The 20882-nt window shown below is 69.2% G+C and carries 10 protein-coding genes and 2 pseudogenes; 10 read left to right on the top strand and 2 right to left on the bottom strand.

Going from position 1 to position 20882, the window contains the following annotated elements; all coding sequences use genetic code 11:
* The first annotated feature begins 289 nt into the window (after positions 1-289).
* The 4 genes from ACIGXO_RS06895 to ACIGXO_RS06910 all read left to right on the top strand — a co-directional run bounded on the left by ACIGXO_RS06895 (position 290) and on the right by ACIGXO_RS06910 (position 5100).
* Entirely contained in the window at positions 290-1516 is a 1227-nt protein-coding gene (locus ACIGXO_RS06895) for a DUF262 domain-containing protein (protein WP_399781372.1), read from the top strand.
* Positions 1509-2636, top strand: coding sequence for a DUF3696 domain-containing protein (locus ACIGXO_RS06900; protein WP_399781375.1), 1128 nt, complete (start codon positions 1509-1511; stop codon positions 2634-2636). Before ACIGXO_RS06895 ends, ACIGXO_RS06900 begins: the two co-directional genes overlap by 8 nt.
* A gap of 69 nt (positions 2637-2705) precedes the next feature.
* Entirely contained in the window at positions 2706-3635 is a 930-nt protein-coding gene (locus tag ACIGXO_RS06905) for a hypothetical protein (protein WP_399781378.1), read from the top strand.
* Positions 3636-3690: 55 nt separating this feature from the next.
* On the top strand, positions 3691-5100 hold the full coding sequence (locus tag ACIGXO_RS06910) for a CBS domain-containing protein (RefSeq protein ID WP_399781380.1): 1410 nt from the start codon (positions 3691-3693) through the stop codon (positions 5098-5100).
* 28 nt (positions 5101-5128) lie between these two features.
* Here ACIGXO_RS06910 and ACIGXO_RS06915 read toward each other — a convergent pair whose 3' ends face one another.
* Both ACIGXO_RS06915 and ACIGXO_RS06920 read right to left on the bottom strand, forming a co-directional pair.
* On the bottom strand, positions 5129-5833 hold the full coding sequence (locus ACIGXO_RS06915) for a hypothetical protein (protein ID WP_399781383.1): 705 nt from the start codon (positions 5831-5833) through the stop codon (positions 5129-5131).
* A gap of 173 nt (positions 5834-6006) precedes the next feature.
* Positions 6007-6180 (bottom strand): annotated as a pseudogene (locus tag ACIGXO_RS06920) (hypothetical protein); the annotation flags it as partial.
* 273 nt (positions 6181-6453) lie between these two features.
* Here ACIGXO_RS06920 and ACIGXO_RS06925 point away from each other — a divergent pair.
* The 6 genes and pseudogenes from ACIGXO_RS06925 (at position 6454) to ACIGXO_RS06950 (ending at position 20882) form a co-directional block, all read left to right on the top strand.
* On the top strand, positions 6454-13515 hold the full coding sequence (locus tag ACIGXO_RS06925; RefSeq protein ID WP_399781386.1) for a DEAD/DEAH box helicase: 7062 nt from the start codon (positions 6454-6456) through the stop codon (positions 13513-13515).
* Positions 13512-15764 carry a UvrD-helicase domain-containing protein gene (locus tag ACIGXO_RS06930; RefSeq protein ID WP_399781389.1) on the top strand — a complete coding sequence of 751 codons (2253 nt, stop codon included), beginning with the start codon at positions 13512-13514 and terminating at the stop codon, positions 15762-15764. Before ACIGXO_RS06925 ends, ACIGXO_RS06930 begins: the two co-directional genes overlap by 4 nt.
* A 104-nt stretch (positions 15765-15868) precedes the next feature.
* Positions 15869-16402, top strand: a pseudogene (locus tag ACIGXO_RS06935) (glycerate kinase); the annotation flags it as partial.
* Between the two features lie 323 nt (positions 16403-16725).
* A complete protein-coding gene (locus ACIGXO_RS06940; protein ID WP_399781391.1) occupies positions 16726-17589 on the top strand; it encodes an SDR family oxidoreductase in 864 nt (287 codons plus the stop codon).
* A complete protein-coding gene (locus ACIGXO_RS06945; RefSeq protein WP_399781394.1) occupies positions 17586-19664 on the top strand; it encodes an acetate--CoA ligase family protein in 2079 nt (692 codons plus the stop codon). Before ACIGXO_RS06940 ends, ACIGXO_RS06945 begins: the two co-directional genes overlap by 4 nt.
* A 39-nt stretch (positions 19665-19703) precedes the next feature.
* Complete coding sequence (locus tag ACIGXO_RS06950) at positions 19704-20882, top strand: acyl-CoA dehydrogenase family protein (RefSeq protein WP_399781395.1); 1179 nt, start codon at positions 19704-19706, stop codon at positions 20880-20882.

The following is a 20882-nucleotide window of genomic DNA, read 5'->3' on the forward strand; positions in this document are numbered from 1 at the left end:
CGGGCGGGGGGCCCCCCCCCCCCCCGCGCTGCGGGGGGGGGTGGGTGGGGGGTTTTTGCGGGGTTTGTTTGGTGCGGGCGGGGGGGGCCGGGGGGGCCCCCCCCCCCCCCCCCCCCCCCCCCCCCCGCAACTGTCAGGCCCCCTGAACGGCTCGACCGCCCGCCCGGAACTGGCCCGATTCTTTCGGCCTTTTCAGGACAGAACGTAAGGCGGCACTCACGGCCGATCAGCTACTGTACGGACACGTTCGATTCGTGATCGACACGGACATACCGCGGAGGGGCACATCTTGGTCGGCGACGTTCCCGAGCCCTCGCATGACCCCCCGTCGGAAACCTCCTCCGCCGACCAGGCGACGCCTTGGGCGGACGAACCGCGGGTCGAGTTCACGGACACCGGACGCAGCACCGGCATCGAGACCGAAGACATCGGGGAAGCCGGGCGGACGCCCTTCGATCCGGAGCAGATCGAGGTCCACCCCCGTAACCCCACGGTCGACCTCATCATCCAGCGGCTGAAACGTGACCTCATCGACCTTCAACCGGACTTCCAGCGCAAGTCCGGTATCTGGAACGGCCGGGCACAGAGCCGGCTGATCGAGTCGCTTCTGCTGCGTATCGCGCTGCCGACGCTCTACGTAGCGGAAGAAGAAGACGAGTCCTGGTCGGTGGTCGACGGGGTGCAACGGCTCACCACCATCGTCAGATTCGTCAACCCCGCGGCCGCCGGCCTGGAGCCGCTGCGACTGAGCAGCCTGGAATACCTCGACCGTTACAACGGCAGCCGCTTCGAAGACCTGCCCGGCCGGATGCAGACGCGCATCCTGGAGACCGAACTCTCTGTTCTGGTGATCCGGCGCGGCACCCCTGAAGAAGCCAAGTTCAACATCTTCGCGCGGATCAACACAGGCGGCCAGCCACTCACCCGGCAAGAGCTGCGGCACGCCCTGATTCCCGGTCCCGCGCGCGCCTTCCTCGCCAAGCTGGCAGACAACGACTCCTTCCTGAAGGCGACCGGGCACAGCGTCAATCCCGCCCGCATGGCAGAACGCGAACTCTGTCTGCGTTTCCTCGCCTTCACGATGACGGAGCCCGAGCGGTACACCACACAGGACTTCGATGGCTTTCTCCGCCGGACCATGCATGACATCAATGGGCTCACGGACGACGCCCGTGCACGTCTGGAAGCTCATTTCAACTACGCGATGCTGGGGTGCGAACAGATCTTCGGGGATCAAGCCTTCCGCAAGCAGTTCAGCGGGGTCACCCGCCGCTACCCGATCAACAAGGCATTGTTCGAGGTCCAGGCGCTGAACGTGGCGAAATGCACGCCTGAAGAGATCAACGCTTTGCGAGAGCAGGCGTCGACCGTGCGGAAGGCGTTCCACACGCTTATGGACAACCCTACATTCTACGACTCCATCTCCTCCGGCACCGGCGATGCCGACAAGGTCAACTATCGATTCCAGTCCATGAAGGACTTGTTCCGCGAGGTGTTGGAGGCCACGAATGCTTGAGTCGCTCACTCTCACCAACTTCAAAGCGTTCGCTCACCAGGAACTGCGTCTGGCCCCCTTCACGCTGCTGACGGGACTCAATTCCTCCGGCAAGAGCTCGGTGCTCCAGGCATTGGCACTGCTGCGACAGTCGAACGAGTCGGGTGACCTCGCCCCTATCGGGGGCAGCGAGGCCGGACTGCTGCTCAACGAGGAATTGGTGCAGCTCGGTACCGGACAAGATGTCCGCTACGAGTTCTACGACGAGACCGGTCCGCACATCACGCTCGCGCTGCGGGGCGATGGATCAGCCGTGCAGTGGAGCGCGGTTTACGAGCAGGAAGCAGATCACCTCAAACTGCTGCCGGACAAGGAAAGGGAGAGCGGGGCACCGGCCCAACAGCTGCCGACCCTGTTCGGCCCCGGATTCCAGTACCTCAAGGCCGACCGTGTCTCCCCGCAGGTCAGCTACCCGCGCTCGCACCACGCCGTATCCACTCGCGGCTTTCTCGGCGCTCAGGGCGAGCACACCGTGAACTATTTGCGCGCCCACCAGGACGATCCCGTCGAAACCTCCGATCTCCTCGGCCCCGCGGCCGCTTCCGCCACGCTGCTCGGGCAGACCGAGGCGTGGATGCAGAGGCTGTGCCCCGGAGTGAGTCTGGAGGCGGCGGACATCCACGGCACCGACACCGTCCGCCTCAGCTACCGCTTCGGACACGGCGTCGATCGCTCCAACCGTTACCGACCGACCAATGTCGGATTCGGGCTCACCTACGTCCTCCCGATCGTGGTGGCCTGCCTGTCGGCCGAGCCCGGGACGCTGATTCTGCTGGAGAACCCGGAAGCTCACCTGCACCCGCAGGGGCAGACCTGGATGGCATACCTCGCGAGCGCGGCGGCGGCGCGCGGAGCGCAGATCATCATGGAGACGCACAGCGACCACGTACTGAACGGACTGCGGCTTCGCGTGAAGAACGGCCCGCTGAAGACAGAGCAGACCGCTGTGCACTACTTCCGTCGCAATGGGCAGACCTCGGAAGTCGTCAACCCGGTCATCGGGCCCGACGGACGGCTGTCCGACTGGCCGGAGGGTTTCTTCGACGAGTGGGAGAACTCCCTGGACCAGCTGCTCGACTGAGCATATCGAGTCAATGGATGTGTCCCGGGGGGTCGGGGACATCAGCGCGGATCAAGAATGGGGTGGGGCGTGCCGCTGCACGTGTTTCTCAACGAACGGTCCTGTGCGTCCGAGTGCGGGACGGACGAAGTCGCCGAGGGCATGCGCGCCTTTGTAGGTGTGCTCAGAGAGTTGCAGCGATGGCGCGGCATCAGCCTCGCCACGCAGAATCCCTTCGACGAAACGGAACTCGCCCGAGGCTACTACTACGCGCAGTGGCGCAACGATGCCCGCAACAAGGAAGAAGCCCGGTACATCCAGCGGATGCGGGACCGCTGCACGACCTTCACGGCCGCGCTTCACTCGGCGGCGCGCGACCGGGACGACATCTGGCACCGACACGATGGCGTCTACGTCTTCGGCTTGGCTGCTGCCCATTTGGCGGACGGCATCGCCGTCAGCCTGCCGCTCGCCCCGGACTGGGACACGGCCTGGCTGGACTTGCACATCGAGGAACTGTCGGAGGACCCCGAGACCGGGGAGAGCGTCGCCGACGAGTATGCGGAGAAGGTGCGGCACGCCTCCCGTAAGGCACACCTCCGCGAACACGAGAAGTGGGGCCGGCTGGAAGGGCTGGACCGCGTTTCGAGTGGTGCGGAACTGTGGGCGGGACGCGCGGACTTCTTCCCCGACCTCCAGTTCCTCGAACACGTGCAGGACCACCTGGAGAACCTGGACCCGAAGTGGTTCAAAGGCGCCCGCCAGCTGTTACGCCAACTCCAGATGACCGCTGCGGCATGGGATTCCGATGCCTCCCCCGCAGGCCCGCACTGGGAGGCTCCGAACATAAGACCGGAACACGAAAACGCCCGCAGGCACCGGTTCTGGGAGGACTTCGACGGCGAGAGCCGTTGCTTCGAACTTCACGGAAACCTCAACCGGGGCGCCGGACGCATCTACTTCCGGCTCGTCCACGAGGAGAGCAAGATCCGCATCGCTCACATCGGCCAACACCTCTGACACCTACGACTTCAACCCCTCTCCTACCCTCTCCACCAAGGAAGGCACAGGCGACATGGCTGACACCCCCGAGGCCGCGGAGACACAGTCACGCGCCAGCTACCTTCTCGATGGCAGGCGCGTGACCGTCGCGGACCTGCTCGACAGTGGGTTGCTCAAGGAAGGGGAGCAGTTGACTTTCACCCGCCCCCGCGTCGGAGAAGAACACACCGCCACGGTCACGTCCCGAGGCTGGATCCATCTGGCGGACGGGGAAGAGTTCCGTTCCCCCTCCAAGGCAGCCACGGTGGCCGTCGGATACGGGACGTTCGACGGGTGGGAGGCGTGGCAAGCGGACGACGGAAGATTCCTGTCGCAGCTGCGCCAGGAATTGCTGGACCGGGCCGCCTCCGAGGCCGACAGCAAGGAGCCAGGGGACCGTCCGCAGACGTCGGTGTCACCCAGCGAGCGGCACTCCAGGCTGAAGAATGCGCGCGCATCGGCCGAGGCGGGGAGCCCACTGTCTCTGTCGGTGCAGGAACTGCTGGCCTGGTGGGGCGCAACGGGCCGTGGGCTCGTCAACGAACTGATCGAGGCCGAACTTGCCAACCACGGCTTGTTCACGTCGCCGGAGTTCGACAAGGTGCCCCTGTCAGCGACGGTCCAGCTGGTCAAGGCCACCGAGCCGGAAAAGGACACCGGCCTCCCCACCGAAGCGCTGATGACCGGAGCCGTGCCGGCCGGAGCATCTGAAGAGCTGGAGCCACGTGAGGCCGGACTGACCGTCGGTACGCTGCCCTCCGCTTTGGGCGGTGTCATCAGCGTCAAACCGACGGCCACCTTCGAAGAGGTCATCACGCTCATGGTCCTTCATGACTTCTCCCAGCTGCCCGTGCTTGCCGGCTCGCACAATCTTCGTGGTTCCGTATCGTGGAAATCCATAGCCCAGACCCGGCACGCCGACCCCGGCGCCCACCTCTCCCAGGCCGTCAGGGACGCGCGCGAAGTCCGCTACGACCACGACCTGATCGATATCCTTCCCACCCTGGCCGAGCACGACTTCGTGCTCGTCAGGGACCAGCACAACGCCATCGCCGGGATCGTCACCGCCGCCGACGTGGCCCAGGCATACGGCGATCTGGCCGGGCACTTCCTCCTGATCGGCGAGATGGACCGCCGACTGCGACAGGTCATCGCGGGCGCCTTCACCCTGCCCGAGGTCACTCGTCTCTGCGACCCGGCGAATGAGCGCATCACCTCTTTCGGCGACATGGCCGTCGGCGACTATCAGCGAGTGCTGGAGAACCCCGAGTTGTGGGAACAACTCGGATGGCCGCTCGACCGGAAGGTGTTCATCACAAGGCTGGAAGAGATCCGGAAGATCCGCAACAACGTCATGCACTTCAACAGCAGCGATCCCCTGCCAAAGGCGGACGTGGACAAGATCCGCCACCTCAACAAGCTGCTGAGGGAGTACGGGGAGTAGTACGGGGTGACTCTCGGCAGGGGTGGGCTCAGCATTCCTGCTCACGTAGGGAGTTCACTGTGAACGTCATGTGCTGAACGTTCCCCACCCGGTTCCACACGGAATGATTGCCCGTACTCGTAGCACCCCGGCTCCGGTCATGCAGCCATCGCTCCCCCGCGCTCGCCTGCGGTGCCCGGAAGTCTGCGAGGTCTGTCAGGGACCGAGCGGCATGCCGGTTGGCGTCGTCATACTGTCTGCCGAGCGGCACCTTGGCCAGATGGTAGGAGCGGGCGGTCGTGTAGCGGAAGATTCCCCAGGACGGCCCGCCCCTGCCCGAAGGCGGGGTCCGGGCGGCATACGTAGCGGGGTGGACGCCGTAGTCGCCGTAGCGCAGCCGGGGAAGGTACGGGCGTTCAGCGTGCCGGAGCTCTTGCCAGGTCTCCCAGTCCGGACGCGGCTCCTCGTGCGGAACGCCTTCGCGGAAGTCCGCGGGCGGATCGGGGAAGCCGCCCGCCACGACGGCGACGGTTCGCCAAGAGGTGAGCGGCATCAAGGCGTCCACGGCGCGCAGCGCCTCCTTGGCCGCGTCGGGGCGGTCGGGCAGGACAGTACCGAGGTCGAGAAGAAGATCGGCGGAGTGACCGGCGGGCAGCCGGTCGAGCAGTCCGCCGACGCCCGAAGCCGTACGGTCACTCCAGTCGCCCGGCAGCCGTACACGGACACCGAGCCCGTCCTCGCGTCTCCGTGCCACGGCGAAGGCGAGTGTCTGCTGGGCCTCAGGGCGTCCAGGTCCGGTAACGGGCCGCAGGTTGTGATGGGCCCACACCATTCAGGAGCCAGGGCTTCGGCGAGGACCACAGCTTCGGCATCGTCGGCAAATGGCGCATCCAGCCAGGCGATTCCGTAGCGCTGCACGACGGTGACGTTGCCGACATCCTTGCGGACCTCTTCGGCCAGTGGTTTCGGCAGCATGCCGGTGCGAGGAGGCAGTGTCCACAGCGGAATGACCCGACGCTGTATGTCCGGCGTCAGCGTGCGGTAGGCGGCTGTCGCGTGCGGCCGGGTCGGCAGCACAGGGACATACAGCGGTACGGACATGACGTTCCCCCATCGGTCGCTGTCCGTGTGCGGTGCTTTGCTTCAGCGTGAAACCATCCGCAGGGGCTGGAAAGGGCGCGAATCAGCCACGACTCAGTGCAGGATGCAGGCCACTCGGGCGACAGCCTGCCGAGGGCGGTCGGCACGTGCCGGGCCACGGGTGTCCTGGTCCGGCCACACACTGTCCGACCTGCGATATACGGTTGATCCGCACCACACGGGTCGACCGTTGTCACAGGAACGGCCCCGGAGCCACGGACGAAGGGGAGCGTCGTGAAGCCCACTCTGGCCGCCGCGCAACTGCGGGGCAGTCTGACGCAGTACCTCACGACGACTTACGCACTGACCGACGATGACACCCGGCGAGCCCTGGAGCGCTTTCTGGGAGACCCTGATTCGGGCATCTTCCGGGGGCCTTACCTGCGGATCAGGACGCCGTTCCACAAGGCGGACGACGGGTGGGAGCGGCATCTGGACTGGCGACCCGGGTTTACACCGTGGCGGCACCAGGCCAAGGCGTGGCAGCGGCTGAGTACACGAGGCGGCATGGAGGCCGAACCGACACTCGTGACGACCGGCACGGGTTCCGGCAAGACGGAGTCGTTCCTGGTGCCGGTCCTGGACCACTGCCGACGGCAGAAGGCGCTCGGGCAGCGAGGCGTGAAGGCCGTACTGCTGTATCCGATGAACGCGCTCGCCACCGATCAGGCGGGCCGCATCAGCGACTACCTCGCGGCTCCCGACCTCGCTCAGGTGACCGCGGGTCTGTACATCGGCGACCGGCCGGACACCGACTACCGTCGGGTCATGACCCGGCGCGAAGAGATCCGGGTCTCCCCGCCGGACGTACTGATCACCAACTACAAGATGCTGGACCTGCTTCTGCAGCGCGGTGAAGACCGCGTCTTGTGGGACGGCGCCGATATCGCGTACGTGGTGCTGGACGAATTCCACACCTACGACGGTGCGCAGGGCACCGACGTCGCCATGCTGCTGCGTCGGCTGGCGACAGCGGTCGGTGCGTCACAACCCGGCCGGCCGTTGGGGCGGATCTGCCCCGTGGCGACCTCTGCGACGCTCGGTGCGGTGCGTGCCGGCACGTCGACTCGGGGCATCCTCGACGTAGCGGAGCAGGTGTTCGGCATCCCCTTCACCGAAGACGCGGTGATCGGCGAAGAGCGGATGACCGCCGAGCAGTTCACCGGCGAGGTCGACTACACGCTTCCCGAGCCGCCCACGCCTGCAGAGGTCATCGCGGCGTCCGGCGGCCTCGGTGTGGAGGCGAAGCCGGATTTGCTGGACCTGAATGGGCTGGCCGGCCGCCTCCTGGGGCAGCAGGACCTCGACGCGTTCCGGATCGGCCGCATGCTGAAGCGGCACGACTTCACACGGGGCGTGCTCACACTGCTCGATGGCGAACCGCTGGACGAATGGGGGCTCCGGGACCGGCTCGCCCGGTTCGGCTATGCGTGGGGGCGCACCGCCCGGGACAACCCACAACTCGTATTGCAGGCCCTGTCGCGATTCGTTGCGCTGTTGTCAGCGGCCCGGGACCCCGAATCCGACGAGCGGCACCCGCGCCCGCTGCTGCACGTGGAGGCTCATCTTTGGGTCCGGCCGGTGACACGCGTGCTCCGGGGGGTCGGCCGGACACCGGAGTTCCGCTGGTACGAGGACGACCGCGCGCAGGCCCGGCGTGCCGCCTTGGCCGCGGCTCCCTCCTCGGAAGAGGAGGAAGGACCGTCTGGGGGCAGCGCATCCTACGAGGGGGCGAACCGTGCGCAGCCCCTGGCGGGGAGCGACACTGCGGTGCGTCCCGCGCAGGTGCATCTGCCCGCCGTCTACTGCCGCGCCTGCGGACGCTCCGGGTGGGCCGCGCTGTCGCCGGAGAGCGATCCGCAGCAGCTCGTCATGGCCCACGACCGGATCTGGCGGGCCGGCATCGGCCGGGACAAGCGCCGCATCCGCTACTTCATCGCCGCGACCGAGCCGGAGCGCCGGCAGGCACTTGGCGCGCTCACCGGCCGGTCGGTCGCCGGCAGCGGTGTCGATCCGCTCTCCGTTGTGGTGCTCGACGCGGCGCAAGGCACCTATCGTTTGCCGACCTCGGGCGACGACGGAGACCTGGTGGACGCCTCGTTCGCACTGGCGCTGCTCGACAAGAAGACCGCTGACAAGGCAGCGAGAGACGACCGATGCCCGGCCTGTAACACAGACAACACCATCCGGTTCCTCGGCACAGCCCAGGCAGCGCTGGCCTCCGCCGCCGTCACCCAGCTCTTCACCGGCGGAGACATCGCGCTGGTACCGGAAGAGCGCAAGACCCTCCTGTTCAACGACTCCACTCAGGACGCCGCGCACCGGGCGGGTTACGTCGCCAATGCCTCCTACAAGTTCTCACTGAGGTCGCTGCTCGCACACAACCTCGACGAGTCCGGCGCCCCGGCCGCGCTCAACGATCTGATCGGCAATGTGCTGGAATCGGTGGACGATCCCGAAGCGCTGGCCGCCGTCGTACCGCCCGACCTGCACGACGAACCGGGCATCGACCGAGTCCTTTCGGGGCGCGGCACCGGAGACGCACGCACCTGGCGGCTGATCGGTGAACGGCTGGCGTTCGCCACGATCATGGAGTTCGGGCTGCGGTCACGGCTCGGCCGCACCCTGGAGCTGACACGGACGACCGCGGCGGAGGTCGTCGTCGAGGAGCCCGAGCGAGTCACCGGCCTCGCCCGCGATCTGCACCTAGCCCTGCCGGGCCAGCTGACGACGGCGGACGCGCTACCGACTCCCGAGCGCTACCTCGTATACGTGCGGGGGCTCCTGGAGCGGCTGCGGCTGCGCGGTGCGGTGCGACACCGATGGCTGGACCAATGGATGCGGGAGACCGGCGCCAATCGGTTCCTGATCAGCGGTCGGCGGCCCGACGGTATGCCGGCTTTCCCCGAAGGAGTGGCTCCCCCGCGGTTCCTGCTGGACGGACAGAAGGACAGGACCGAGTTCGACGTGGTCACCGGCCGACATGCCTGGTATCAGGACTGGACGCGCCGTTGCCTCGGGCTGGATACCGTCGGAGCCACCGAGTATCTCCGTCGGCTGCTGCCCGTCCTCGCCGACGAAGGCGTGCTCTGCGTGTGGACGGCGAAGGACCGGACCACCCGTGTCTACGGCCTGCAGCCGGGCCATATCCAAGTGCGGCTGCTGGACGACTCGATCGTCAACAAGGCATTCGTGGCGTGCGAAGACTGCGGCTGGCAGCAGGTCGTCCCTCCGGAGCGGCGCACCCGCTGGTACGGCCATCCGTGCCCGCGCTACCGGTGCAAGGGATCGCTGACACCGCCGCAGCCAGGGATGTTCCGCACGCACGCGTCCGGTTCGATGCGTGCGAGCGGAGACTTCACGAGTGCCGGCCTTGGTGGCCTACAGGAACGTGACTACACAAACGACTACTACCGGCGCCTCTACCTGACCGGCGGCACCTTCCGCGTGGTGACAGCCGAGCACACCGGCATGCTGACCCGTGCCCAGCGCGAGCAGGTGGAGCGGACCTTCCGCGCCGGAACGCATTACACCGACCCGAACGTGCTGTCCTGCACCCCCACGCTAGAACTCGGTATCGACATCGGTGACCTGTCTGCCGTCCTGGTCGGTTCTCTGCCGAAAGGGCCCGCGAATTATGTGCAGCAGGCGGGCCGCGCGGGACGCAAGACCGGCAATGCGCTGGTCGTGGCCTTCGGCGGACGCCGCGCCCGGGACCTGTACTACCTGGACCAGCCGCGCGAGATGATCGCCGGCGACATCGTGCCGCCGGGCTGTTACCTGTCGGCAGTGGAGATCCTGCGTCGCCAGTACACCGCCTGGCTGCTCGACCTCGCAGCGCGTGGCGGACTCAGCACCGCCGACGGCGAACAGTTGCCGCCGGTGCCCCGGCTGGCCTCTGCACTCTTCGGCACGACGGGCTGGTGCCAGGACCTCGCCGACGCCGCGCAGACACACGGCGCGGCTCTCGTCGAACAATTCCTGGCCTTGTTTCCTGCGAATAGCACTGCCGAACAACCCCACGACGACTCGGCCGTAAGGGACGAAGACACCGGAGTCTCGATGCATGCTGCCGACGAGCTGCGCGAGTACGCGACCGGCGGCATCGTGCGCACGCTTCAGGAGGCGGAAGAGGACTGGACCGGACGGCAGGAGGAACTGCGGCGCAGGATCGCCACGATCGACAAGGCCGTCGACTCCTTGGCACGTACTGATGACATCCAGGACCGGGAGCGGAGAGAACTGCTCGCCGAGCGCCGCAGCACCGGTGAACTGCTGCGGGACTTGAGCCGGGCCAGCGCGCACGGCACACTCGTCGAGCTGGGTCTCCTGCCGAACTACAGTCTGGCCGACACCACGACCCGGCTGGAGGCCACGCTGTACTGGTCCGAGGCCCCGTCGGACACGGACGATTCCGCCGGGACCGACGACCGCGACGGGGTCGGCGCTCCCAAGGAAGGCACGACGCCCGTTGGCACGCCGCGCGTCCACCGCAGCGAGACCCGTGACTACGAGCGGTCCCGGAAAACGGCCCTCACGGAACTCGCCCCGGGCAACAGCTTCTACGTCAACGGCTACAAGCACGTGGTGCGCGCCCTCGACATCGGCAGTCCGGACCGCCGTGCCTGGTCCGTGTGGCGCCTGTGCCCATCGTGCGGATACACGCGCACGCGCGACGCCCAGACGGAAACCTCCCCCTGCCCGCGCTGCGACGGCCGCGAGATCGCGGACGCGGGCTGCGTCCAGTACGTACTGCAACCGCGGCGGGTCGTCGCCCGCGACAAGCGGGACGATGCGCGGGTCCGCGACGACCGCGACGAACGTGTCCGCAGGCAGTACGCAGTCCTGACCACCGTGGACATCGACCCCGACCACCTGGCGGCCGGTTCCTGGCGACATGCCACGGCGACTTTCGGCGTGGACTTCTCCCGACGGGCCGTCATCAGAACCATGAACCTCGGGCTCGACCGGCAGGACGGCAGCTCCACCGTGCCGCTGGCCGGGGAGGACGTGCGGATCAACCCGTTCTACGTCTGCACGAGCTGCGGTGGCGCCACAGCGGACGGCCGCCCGGTCGTCGACCAGTCCTCACATGCGCTCACCGAGTCGGGGGCTGCCGCCATGAGCGGAAGCGCCCACCATCTGCTCTGGTGTCCCCGGCGACGCACGCTCGGCTCCGGCAACGGCGAGGGGCAGGCAGCCGGCAGGGACATTCCCTTGCTGCTGGCCCACGAGCTGACCACGGAAGCTGTACGGATCCTGCTGCCCGCTTCCGTGACCCGGGCCCGGGAGCGACTCTCCTCCTTCACCGCGGCGCTGTTCGCCGGCATCGCAGCGCGCTACGGCGGTGACCCCGACCACATCGACATTGCCGCCGCCTCCATGCCGGACAGCCCGGACCAGCTCGGCGCGGACTTTCCGCGGCGCTTCCTCGTCGTCTACGACCGGCTGCCGGGCGGCACCGGCTATCTGCACCGGCTGGCGTCCGCGGACGGCTTTCGCGAGGTGCTGCTGAAGGCACGGGAGGTCATCGAGAACTGCCCGTGCCAGCAGAAGGAACTGGACGGTTGCCATCAGTGCCTGCTGCGCAGGGTGCCTCCGTCGGACTATGACCGGGTCTCGCGTCGCGAGGTGCAGTCCATGCTGGACGAGCTCCTGGGCGCCGACGGGGAGCGCTGGCAGACCTCACCGGTGGCGACGACCCGCCACATTCCCCTGGAGCGCCAGGCGGAGAGCGACTTGGAGGTCATGTTCGTCGACACGCTGGAGGAATGGGCCAAGCAACCCGAGTCCCGTGCGGCGGCGGACACCTACACCACCCCGGCGGGCACCCGGGCACTTGATCTGCGGCTGACGACCGGCGACGGCACCACCGTGAGCTGGCGGGTATCGCAGCAGCGCGTTCTCGATGGCACGCGGCCCGACGTGCTCTTCGAACGGCTCGATGTGCCAGGACCACGGCTCGCCGTCTACCTGGACGGGTACCGATACCACGCGAGCCCGGAGCACAACCGTCTCGCCGATGACGCGACGAAACGCGCCCGACTGCGGGCTGACGGTCTGCGGGTGTTCCAGCTCACCTACCACGACGTCAAGGAGTGGCAGCGCCGCGTCCGCGACACAGGCTATGCCGGAGCGGCTCCCGCTGATCCGGTATGGCTGCCGTACGAGCAGACGGCACAGGACCGAGCACGTGGCTACTACGCCCGGACTCGGGGCGGCCTCCCCGGCGAGCTGGCCGAAACCGTATGGGTCAACCCCGCCGACCTGCTGCTCGCCTACCTGCGCTCGCCCGACGCACAGCAATGGCACCACCGTGCCGAGGCCGCCGTGGCCGGGCTCGTCGGGACGCCCGGCCTGCGGGACACACCGGTCGGCCCGGAAGCGGTCGGGCAAGTCGTCGAAGCGGCCCTGCGCAAAGAGAAGCCGGACGGCCCGAAGGGACCGTTGCGTGTCCTTGCCGCGACGGACCGGTCCGGTTGCCGACTCGTACTGGTCGCCGACGTGCGGCACCGACCGCCGGTCTGGACGGGGCTGACCGTTCTGGACGACGGCGCCCAGGCCATCGCGGACGAGGAAACTCATAAGCGGCGTTGGCGGGCGTGGTTGTACTGGAGCAATGTGCTGCAGTTCCTGGAGTACGGCGGCGGGGACAGTGCACAGCTCACCACCACACTGCTGGAGGGCTTCACCGCGGATGTCCTCACCGTGACCGGTGGGGAAGGGTGGCTGTCCGCGTCCCGCATCACAGCGGCCGCTACCGGTGGGCCGCAGCCGGGAGCTGACAGCCTGCCCCCGGTCACCGTGAGTACCGGACTGCCCGCGGTACCGACGAGAACAGCCGGGGCTACGCCGCCCGAAGACCGATCGCAGCGCGACGCCGCCTGGGACGCCGTGCTGGAGTACGTCGATCCGGACGAACCGGGGCTCACCGAACTGGCCCATGCCCTTGCCGGGCTGGGAGTGCCCGCTCCCAAGGACGGCTTCGAGCTCGACACACACGGTTGGCAGGCCGAACTGGCCTGGCCGGACGCCCGGCTCGGCGTGGTCCTGGCACCGCAGGGAACGGCCGAGGAACCCGACCACGAGGCACAGGACCGAGACCGTGCCTTCGCCGCCGCCCGCTGGGATGTTCGGCCGGCGGGCAGCTGGACCCCTGAGGAGATCGCCAGGCGCCTCGGGGTCACCACTGCGCAGCCATCGGATGATGGCCATCCTCACCACGGTCGTGCCGGCAGCGGCACCGGAACGACCGAGCACGAAGAGAACGAGAACCACGACGGGGAGTCGGCATGACGAAAACCAGGGGCGTGACGCTGCGCCTGCTAGACAAGGCGGACAAGGAGATCCTCCGGCTGCCGCGCCCGGTCAAGGGAGCCCTGTTCGACTTCCAGCACAAATTCAAGGACAACCCGCGCACCCCTGGACTCAAACTCAAGCAGCTCAAGGGCGACAGCAGGATCTGGTCCGCGCGTATCAACGATGAGTACCGCGCCCTGCTGCTGCGGCTGGCCGAGGACGACTGGCTCATCGTCTCGGTGAAACATCGCAAGGAGGTCTACGACCGGCTGGCGTACGGGATCAATCACGTCACCGGTGGCATCGAGTACGTCGACCTCCAAGTGGTGGAGGACAGCGTGCTGCGGCGTATCCCGCCCGCGGAACCGTCGTCCGGCGCCCCGGGCCCATCTGCCGGAGCGCCGCCCACCACTCCTCAACCGCTGTTCGCCGCGTGGAGCGATGGGCAGCTGACTGAACTGGGCGTGGCGGAACCGCTGGTGCCGGTGATCCGCACACTCACCACCGAGGAGCAGCTCCTCGGTCTCATCGAGTACGCACCACAGCTCACCGGCGAGGTCCTGCTCGCGCTCTACGACGGCAAACCGTTCGAAGAGGTGCGGGACGAGGTCACCGCACCTGTCGCCGCACCGGACCCGGTCGACACCGAGGACTTCCGGACAGCTGCTGAGCGGCCCGCCACCGTTGTCACGACGTCCGACGACGCGCTCCGTGAGGCTCTGGAAGCGGGCGATTTCGGCCGCTGGAAGGTCTTCCTCCACCCCGCCCAGGCCAAGCTCGTCGAGCGCCGCTACTCCGGCCCCGCCCGGGTCGGCGGAGGCCCGGGCACCGGCAAGACCATCGTCGCTCTGCACCGCGTCCGCCACCTGGTGTCCCAGCTGCCGCCGGGTCACACCAAGCCCGTGCTGCTGACCACGTACAACAAGAACCTTGCCGCCGACCTGCGCTCCCGCCTCCTGGAACTGGGCGGCGAGCAACTGCTGTCCCGCGTGGAGGTGAGTCACGTCGACCAGCTCGCACTGCGCGTCGTACGAGAGGCCGAGCCCGGCAGCCGCAAGCAGACCATCGACGACAGCCACGCCGTGCGGGAATGGCGAACGATGCTGGACGAACTCGGTGAGAGCGACTGGGACGCGGAGTTCCTGCATGACGAGTGGACGCAGGTGATCCTCGGGCAGGCGGTCGGCACCCGCACCGACTACTTCAGAGCCCGTCGGGCCGGGCGCGGGAAGAACATCGGCCGATCCGAGCGAGCTGCCGTCTGGCAGCTCGCCGAGCGCTTCACGCAGCGCCTGGACCGGCTCGGACGGCAGACCTGGGACCAGGTCGCCGAGCGCGCCGCCCGCCTGGAAATAGGACGCGAGCAGCGCATCCGTGGCATCGAGCAGCAGCGGCAGGAAGCCGGTGGGCTGGACAATATCCATTTCCAGGATGGTTCGGGCGGCTGGCTGCGTTATCGGTACCGGCATATCGTGGTCGACGAGGCCCAGGATCTGCGCCCCGCACACTGGAAGATGCTGCGTGCCATGACAGCCCACGACTCGGACGACCTGTTCCTGGTCGGTGACACCCATCAGCGCATTTACAAGAACCAAGTGACCCTCGGCAGCCTCGGCATCAATATCCGCGGCCGCTCCGCGAAGCTCAGTCTCAGCTACCGGACGACGCGGCAGATCCTGCGCTCCGCACTGGAGGTACTGGGAGAGGAAACGTACGACGACCTCAACGGGAGCGCGGAAACCCTCGCCGGGTACCGCTCCGTGCTCAGCGGCGGCACGCCCTGCATGCACCCGTGCGCCGACTGGCGGGCGGAACGTGAGGCGATCGCCGCGCACATCCAGTCCTGGGACGCACGCCCGGAAGAACGGATCGCGCACGAACAGATCGCCATCTGCGTACCCACCAACCGGATGGCGAGTGAACTGGGGAGCACTCTCGCGGAACACGGCATCCGGGCAGTGGAGATCGGCGCCGACGGCGCCAGGGGTGATGCCGGCGTCCACATCGGAACCATGTTCCGATTCAAAGGACTTGAGTACCAGCGCATGATCATCGCCGGCGTCAGTGATGGCCTGGTCCCACGGGAGCAGGTCACCCAGCTGCGCCGGACAGACCCCGTCCGTCATCGCCGAGAACTCCAACGAGCGCGCTCCTTGCTCTTCGTAGCGGCTACCAGGGCGAGGGACAGCCTGGACATCTTCTGGCACGGCAAACCGAGCCCGTTCCTGCGCGGCATGCTGCCCTGAGCTCTTTCATGCGGCTTTCACTGATCAGCGGACGAGAGCTTCCAGCCGCGTCAGTCACCGGCCAGGTCGGGGCATACCTCGCCGGGAGTCCGGCTGTACCGCCCCGCGCCTTCGGCCCGCAGAAGGGCGCGACCCCGCGGCAGATGGAGGAGCTCTCGGCCGCCCTGGTGCGCTGGGCGTACGTCCTCGGGCGCGATCTACCCTCCGACACCAACCTCCGGCTCGGCTCCCGAACCGGCGCTTCCGGTGGCCTGGGCTGGGGCTTCGCGACCCTCGGCGCCCGACTCCTCCCCCGCTTCGGCGTGCTCCTCGACCACCTCGACCTGGACGCCCGGCTGGCCCGCGCCGACCTGGTGGTCACCGCCGAGGGCGCGCTCGACCATCAGACGCCGCGCGGCAAGGCACCGGCCGAAGTGGCCCGGCGCGCCAAGCTGTCCGGACGCCCGGTCCTGGTGCTCGCCGGCACCATCGGCGAGGGCGCGCGCCAGGTCGATGCCGTGGGAGTGTAAGCGTACAGCGCGATCCTGCCCGCTCCCGTGTCGCTGCACGAGGCGCTCGGCAGGGGCGCGGAGTTCCTCACGGACGCCACGGAGCGGGCCCTTCGCATGGTGCTGCTCGGGGCCCGGCTGGCCGCGTGACCGGCGCGACAGAGTCGTAACAGAGCCCTACAGAAAAGAACCCCGGTCTCCGAAACGGAGACCGGGGTTCTTTGTTGAGCGCTGGGCAAGCCTTGCACTTGCATCTCCCCGCAGGAAGCGGGGCGTCTTTCCTTGGACCACCAACGCGTGGGCCGTCACCGGGTGTTCCCGGCGGCGTGCTCAAGATCAACTGTACCGCACGGTCGGCGTCCCGCCCACCGGCTCCCCTGCAATTACCGCTGCGTATCTCTTGACGAGCCCTCTTGTGATGAGGCTGACTGACGCATCAGTCAGATGAGTTCCTCTCAACGAGGAGGGCCCCTGTGGGGAGCGCAGCACCCCCGTACGCCGCGTCCGTCCTGCGGCCCGGCGTGCATGAAGGCAAGGTCGCCCTGGTCACCGGCGGCGGCACCGGCATCGGCCGGGCCACCGCCCTCGAACTCGCCGCGGGCGGGGCGGACGTGGTGGTCTGCGGGCGACGGGCCGAGCCGCTGGCCGCGGTCCGCGAAGAGATCGAGCGGGCGGGCGGCACCTGCCTGGACGCGGTCGCGGACATCCGCGACGAGCAGCAGGTCACCGAGGTCGTGGACCGGGCGCTGGATGCCTACGGGCGGATCGACGTGCTGGTCAACAACGCGGGCGGGCAGTTCACCGCGCCCGCCGAGGACATCAGCGCCAACGGCTGGCGGGCCGTGCACCGGCTCGCCGTGGACGCCGCCTGGAACGTCACCCGCGAGGTCGCGCGGCGGGCGATGATCCCGCAACGGTCGGGCGCGGTGTTCTTCCTCGCGTTCTCGCCGCGGCGCGGCATCCCCGGCATGGTCCACGCCGCCTCGGCCCGCGCCGCCGTGGAGAACCTGGCGGCCGGGCTGAGCCTGGAGTGGAGCCGGTACGGCATCCGCAGCGTGTGCGTCGCGCCCGGCACCATCGCCACCGGCGGCCTCGAAGAGACGTACACCGAGGCGGACCGCGAACGCTGGGCGCAGGCCGTGCCGCTGGGCCGGCTCGGCCGGGCCGAGGACGTCTCGGGCCTGATCTCCTTCCTCGCCTCGCCCGGAGGCGCGTACATCACCGGCACCACCGTCGTCGTCGACGGCGGCGCCGACGCCTGGGGCACCGGGCACCCCGTACCCGCGCAGGCCCCGGCGCCCGCCGGGCCGCCGCGCTCCGAGGAGGCCAACCCATGACGGTGCTCACCGATGAAGAGCAGGTGCGCGATCTGACCGCGCTGTTCGCGCCCCGTGCCGTCGCCGTGGTCGGCGCCAGCAACGACCAGGCCAAGTACGGCAACTGGCTCTCCGTACAGGCGCTGCGGATGCGGGGCCGGCGCGCGGTGTACCTGGTCAGCCGGCGCGGCGAGCCGGTGCTCGGCGAAGCGACGTACCGGACCCTGGCCGAGCTGCCCGAGCCCGTCGACCTTGTCGTCATCGCGGTGCCGGCCGCCGGCTTCGAGGAGGCCGTGACGGACGCGCTCGCGGCGGGCGCGAAGGCGATCGTGGGGATCACGGCCGGGTTCGGCGAACTCGGTGCGGAGGGACGGGCGCGCGAGGCGGCGCTCACGGAACGGGTGCGCGCGGCCGGTGCCGTACTCCTCGGCCCCAACTGCCTCGGCGTCCTGGACAGCACCACCGGCCTGTACCTGGCCTCCAACCCGCTGCCCGCCGGGACCGTCGGCCTGATCTCCCAGAGCGGCAATGTGGCCCTCGAACTGAGCCGTTTCCTCACCGACCGGGGCCTCGGCTTCTCCCGCTTCGCCTCGCTCGGCAACCAGGCCGATCTGGGCGCCGCCGACCTGATCCGCGCGTATGCGGACGACCCCGGTACCGAACTGATCGCGCTGTACTGCGAGGACTTCGGGGACGGGCGCGCCTTCGTGGCCACGGCGGCGGACGCGGTGGCGGCGGGCAAGCCGGTCGTGCTGCTCACCGTGGGCGGCAGCGCCGCCTCCGTACGCGGCGCCAAGTCCCACACCGGCGCGCTGACCACCGACAGCAGCGTGATCGACGCGGCCTGCCGGGCCGCCGGCATCGACCGGGTCACCAGTCCCCGGCAGATGGCCGACCTGCTCACCGCGCTGGCTCGCTTCGGACGTGCCCGGGCGGACCGGGTGGCCATCCTGTCCGACGGCGGCGGGCACGCGGCGGTCGCCTGCGATCTGGCCGAGGCGCAGGGGCTGTCCATACCGGAGTTCGGGCCGGAGCAGGCCGCGGCGCTGCGCGCCTCGCTGCCGCCGTCCGCGGGCGTCGGCAACCCGGTCGACATCGCGGGCGCCGGCGAGCGGGACATCGCGTCGTTCACCCGCACGATGCAGCTGCTGCTCGCCGCCCCGGACACCGACGCGGTGCTGCTGACCGGGTACTTCGGCGGGTACGGCAGCTACGGCGCGCGGCTGGCCGGGGAAGAGCCGGCCACCGCGCGGGAGATGGGCGAGCTGGTCCGCGAGTACGGCAAGCCGGTCGTCGTGCACACGATGTGCCCCGACGGCGCGGCCATCGAGGAGCTGCGCCGCCAGGGCGTGCCGGTCTTCGCGGCCGTCGAGGACGCGGCGCAGTGCCTGGGGATGCTCGCCCGGCACGCCGAACCGGCTGCCCGGCCGGCCCTGCCGGCCGGCGACCGCGGCCGGGCCGTCACCGATGACGGCTACTGGACCGCGCGCGAGCTGGTCCGCGCCGCGGGCGTGGCCTTCCCCGCGGCCCGGCGAGTCAGTACGCCCGGCGAGGCGGCCGAGGCCACGCGGGAGATCGGCGGCGGCCCGTACGTCCTCAAGGCGCTCGGCCTGCTGCACAAGTCCGACGCGGGCGGCGTCGCCCTCGGGCTCGCGGACGCCGGTGCCGTACGGGCCGCGGCGCAGGACATGGCGGACCGGCTGGCCCCGCCCGGCTTCTGCGTCGAGGCCATGGCCGACCTGAGCCGGGGCGTGGAGATCATCGTCGGCGTTCAGCGCGATCCCCGGTTCGGCCCGGTCGTCATGGCCGGGCTCGGCGGCATCACCACCGAGGTGCTGCGCGACATCACCTTCGCGCTGGCCCCGCTCGTACCGGCGCAGGCCAAGGACCTGCTGCTGCGGCTGGGCGCCGCCCGGCTGCTGCACGGCGTGCGCGGCCGCCCCGCCGTCGACCTCGACGCGCTCGCCGAGGCGGTCGCCGCGATCGCCACCCTCGCCGCCGCGCACCCGGAGATCGCCGAGCTGGAGGTCAATCCGCTGCTCGCGACGCCGGACGGCTGCCTCGGCCTGGACGCGCGCATCGTCCTCGCCGGCTGACCACCCCTCGCTTCCCTTCCTTACCTCTGAGGAGACACCGTGCAGTTCGCTCACACCCCGCGCCTGGCCGAGCTGAAGGAACGTGCCGCCGGACTGGCCGCGAAGATCATGCCGTACGAGGAGGAGTGCGAGGCGAACAACGGCCTCGCCCCCGAGGCGCTGGCCGCCATCCGGGACGAGGTGCTGGCCAGCGGGCTGCAGGCGATCAACATGCCGGCCGAGTGGGGCGGCGCCGGGCTGACCGTGCTGGAGCAGGTCGTCGTCCAGGACGAGCTCGGCAAGCTGACCGGCGCGCTCTGGGACACGGTCTGGCGGCCCGCCAACTGCCTGCGCGCCGCCACCCCCGAGCAGCGCGAGCGGTACCTGCTGCCCGGCATCCAGGGCCGCTGCCGGGACGCGGTGGCGATCACCGAGGCGGACGCGGGCTCGGACCCGTCCGGTATCAGGACCACGGCCGTACCGGACGGCGACGGGTACGTGATCAACGGCGAGAAGTGGTTCGTGACGGTCGGCGACGCGGCGGACTTCCTGATCGTACTGGCCAACGTCGCGCCGTCGGGCGCCCCCACGCTCTTCCTGATCGACAAGGACACCCCGGGCGTCTCCGTCAAGCGCACCCCGCGCTACACCCACACCTTCGTCTACGAGCACCCCGAATTCCTCTTCGAGGACGTCCGGGTGGGCGCGGACGCCGTACTCGGCGGGGTGGGCCAGGGGTACGAACTGACCCGCGACTGGTTCACCGAGGAGCGGCTGATGATCGGCGCGCGCACGATCGGCGCGGCCGAGCGGGCGCTGCGGCTGGCCACCGACTGGGCCAAGGAGCGCGTCCAGGGCGGCGAACCGCTGATCAACCGTCAGCTCATCCAGGGGATGCTCGTCGACTCGGTCGTGGACATCACCACCAACCGGGCCTTCACCCACCAGGTGGCCTGGGAGTTCACCGAGGGCGGCGACCGCAAGCTGCTGCACGCGCGGGCCGCGACGGTGAAGCTCGCCGCGTCCGAGGCGTCGGGCCGGGTCGTCGACCGCTGCCAGCAGATCTTCGGCGGCCGCGGCTACATGCGGGACCAGCCGGTCGAGCGGCTCTGGCGCGAGCTGCGCGTGGACCGCATCTGGGAGGGCACCTCGGAGATCCAGCGGCTGGTGATCGCGAACGAGATCAGCAAGCGCGGGCTCGACGGGCTGCTGTCCTTCGCGCCGGCGACGGAGGACTGA

The sequence above is a fragment of the Streptomyces sp. NPDC053542 genome (genome assembly GCF_044544685.1).
In the GTDB taxonomy this organism is placed as follows: Bacteria; Actinomycetota; Actinomycetes; order Streptomycetales; family Streptomycetaceae; genus Streptomyces.

Bases quoted from the DNA above. Each gene is read 5' to 3' on its own strand.
- ACIGXO_RS06900 (WP_399781375.1), top strand. From the start codon at position 1,509: ATGCTTGAGTCGCTCACTCTCACCAACTTCAAAGCGTTCGCTCACCAG.
- ACIGXO_RS06910 (WP_399781380.1), top strand. From the start codon at position 3,691: ATGGCTGACACCCCCGAGGCCGCGGAGACACAGTCACGCGCCAGCTAC.
- ACIGXO_RS06930 (WP_399781389.1), top strand. From the start codon at position 13,512: ATGACGAAAACCAGGGGCGTGACGCTGCGCCTGCTAGACAAGGCGGAC.
- ACIGXO_RS06945 (WP_399781394.1), top strand. From the start codon at position 17,586: ATGACGGTGCTCACCGATGAAGAGCAGGTGCGCGATCTGACCGCGCTG.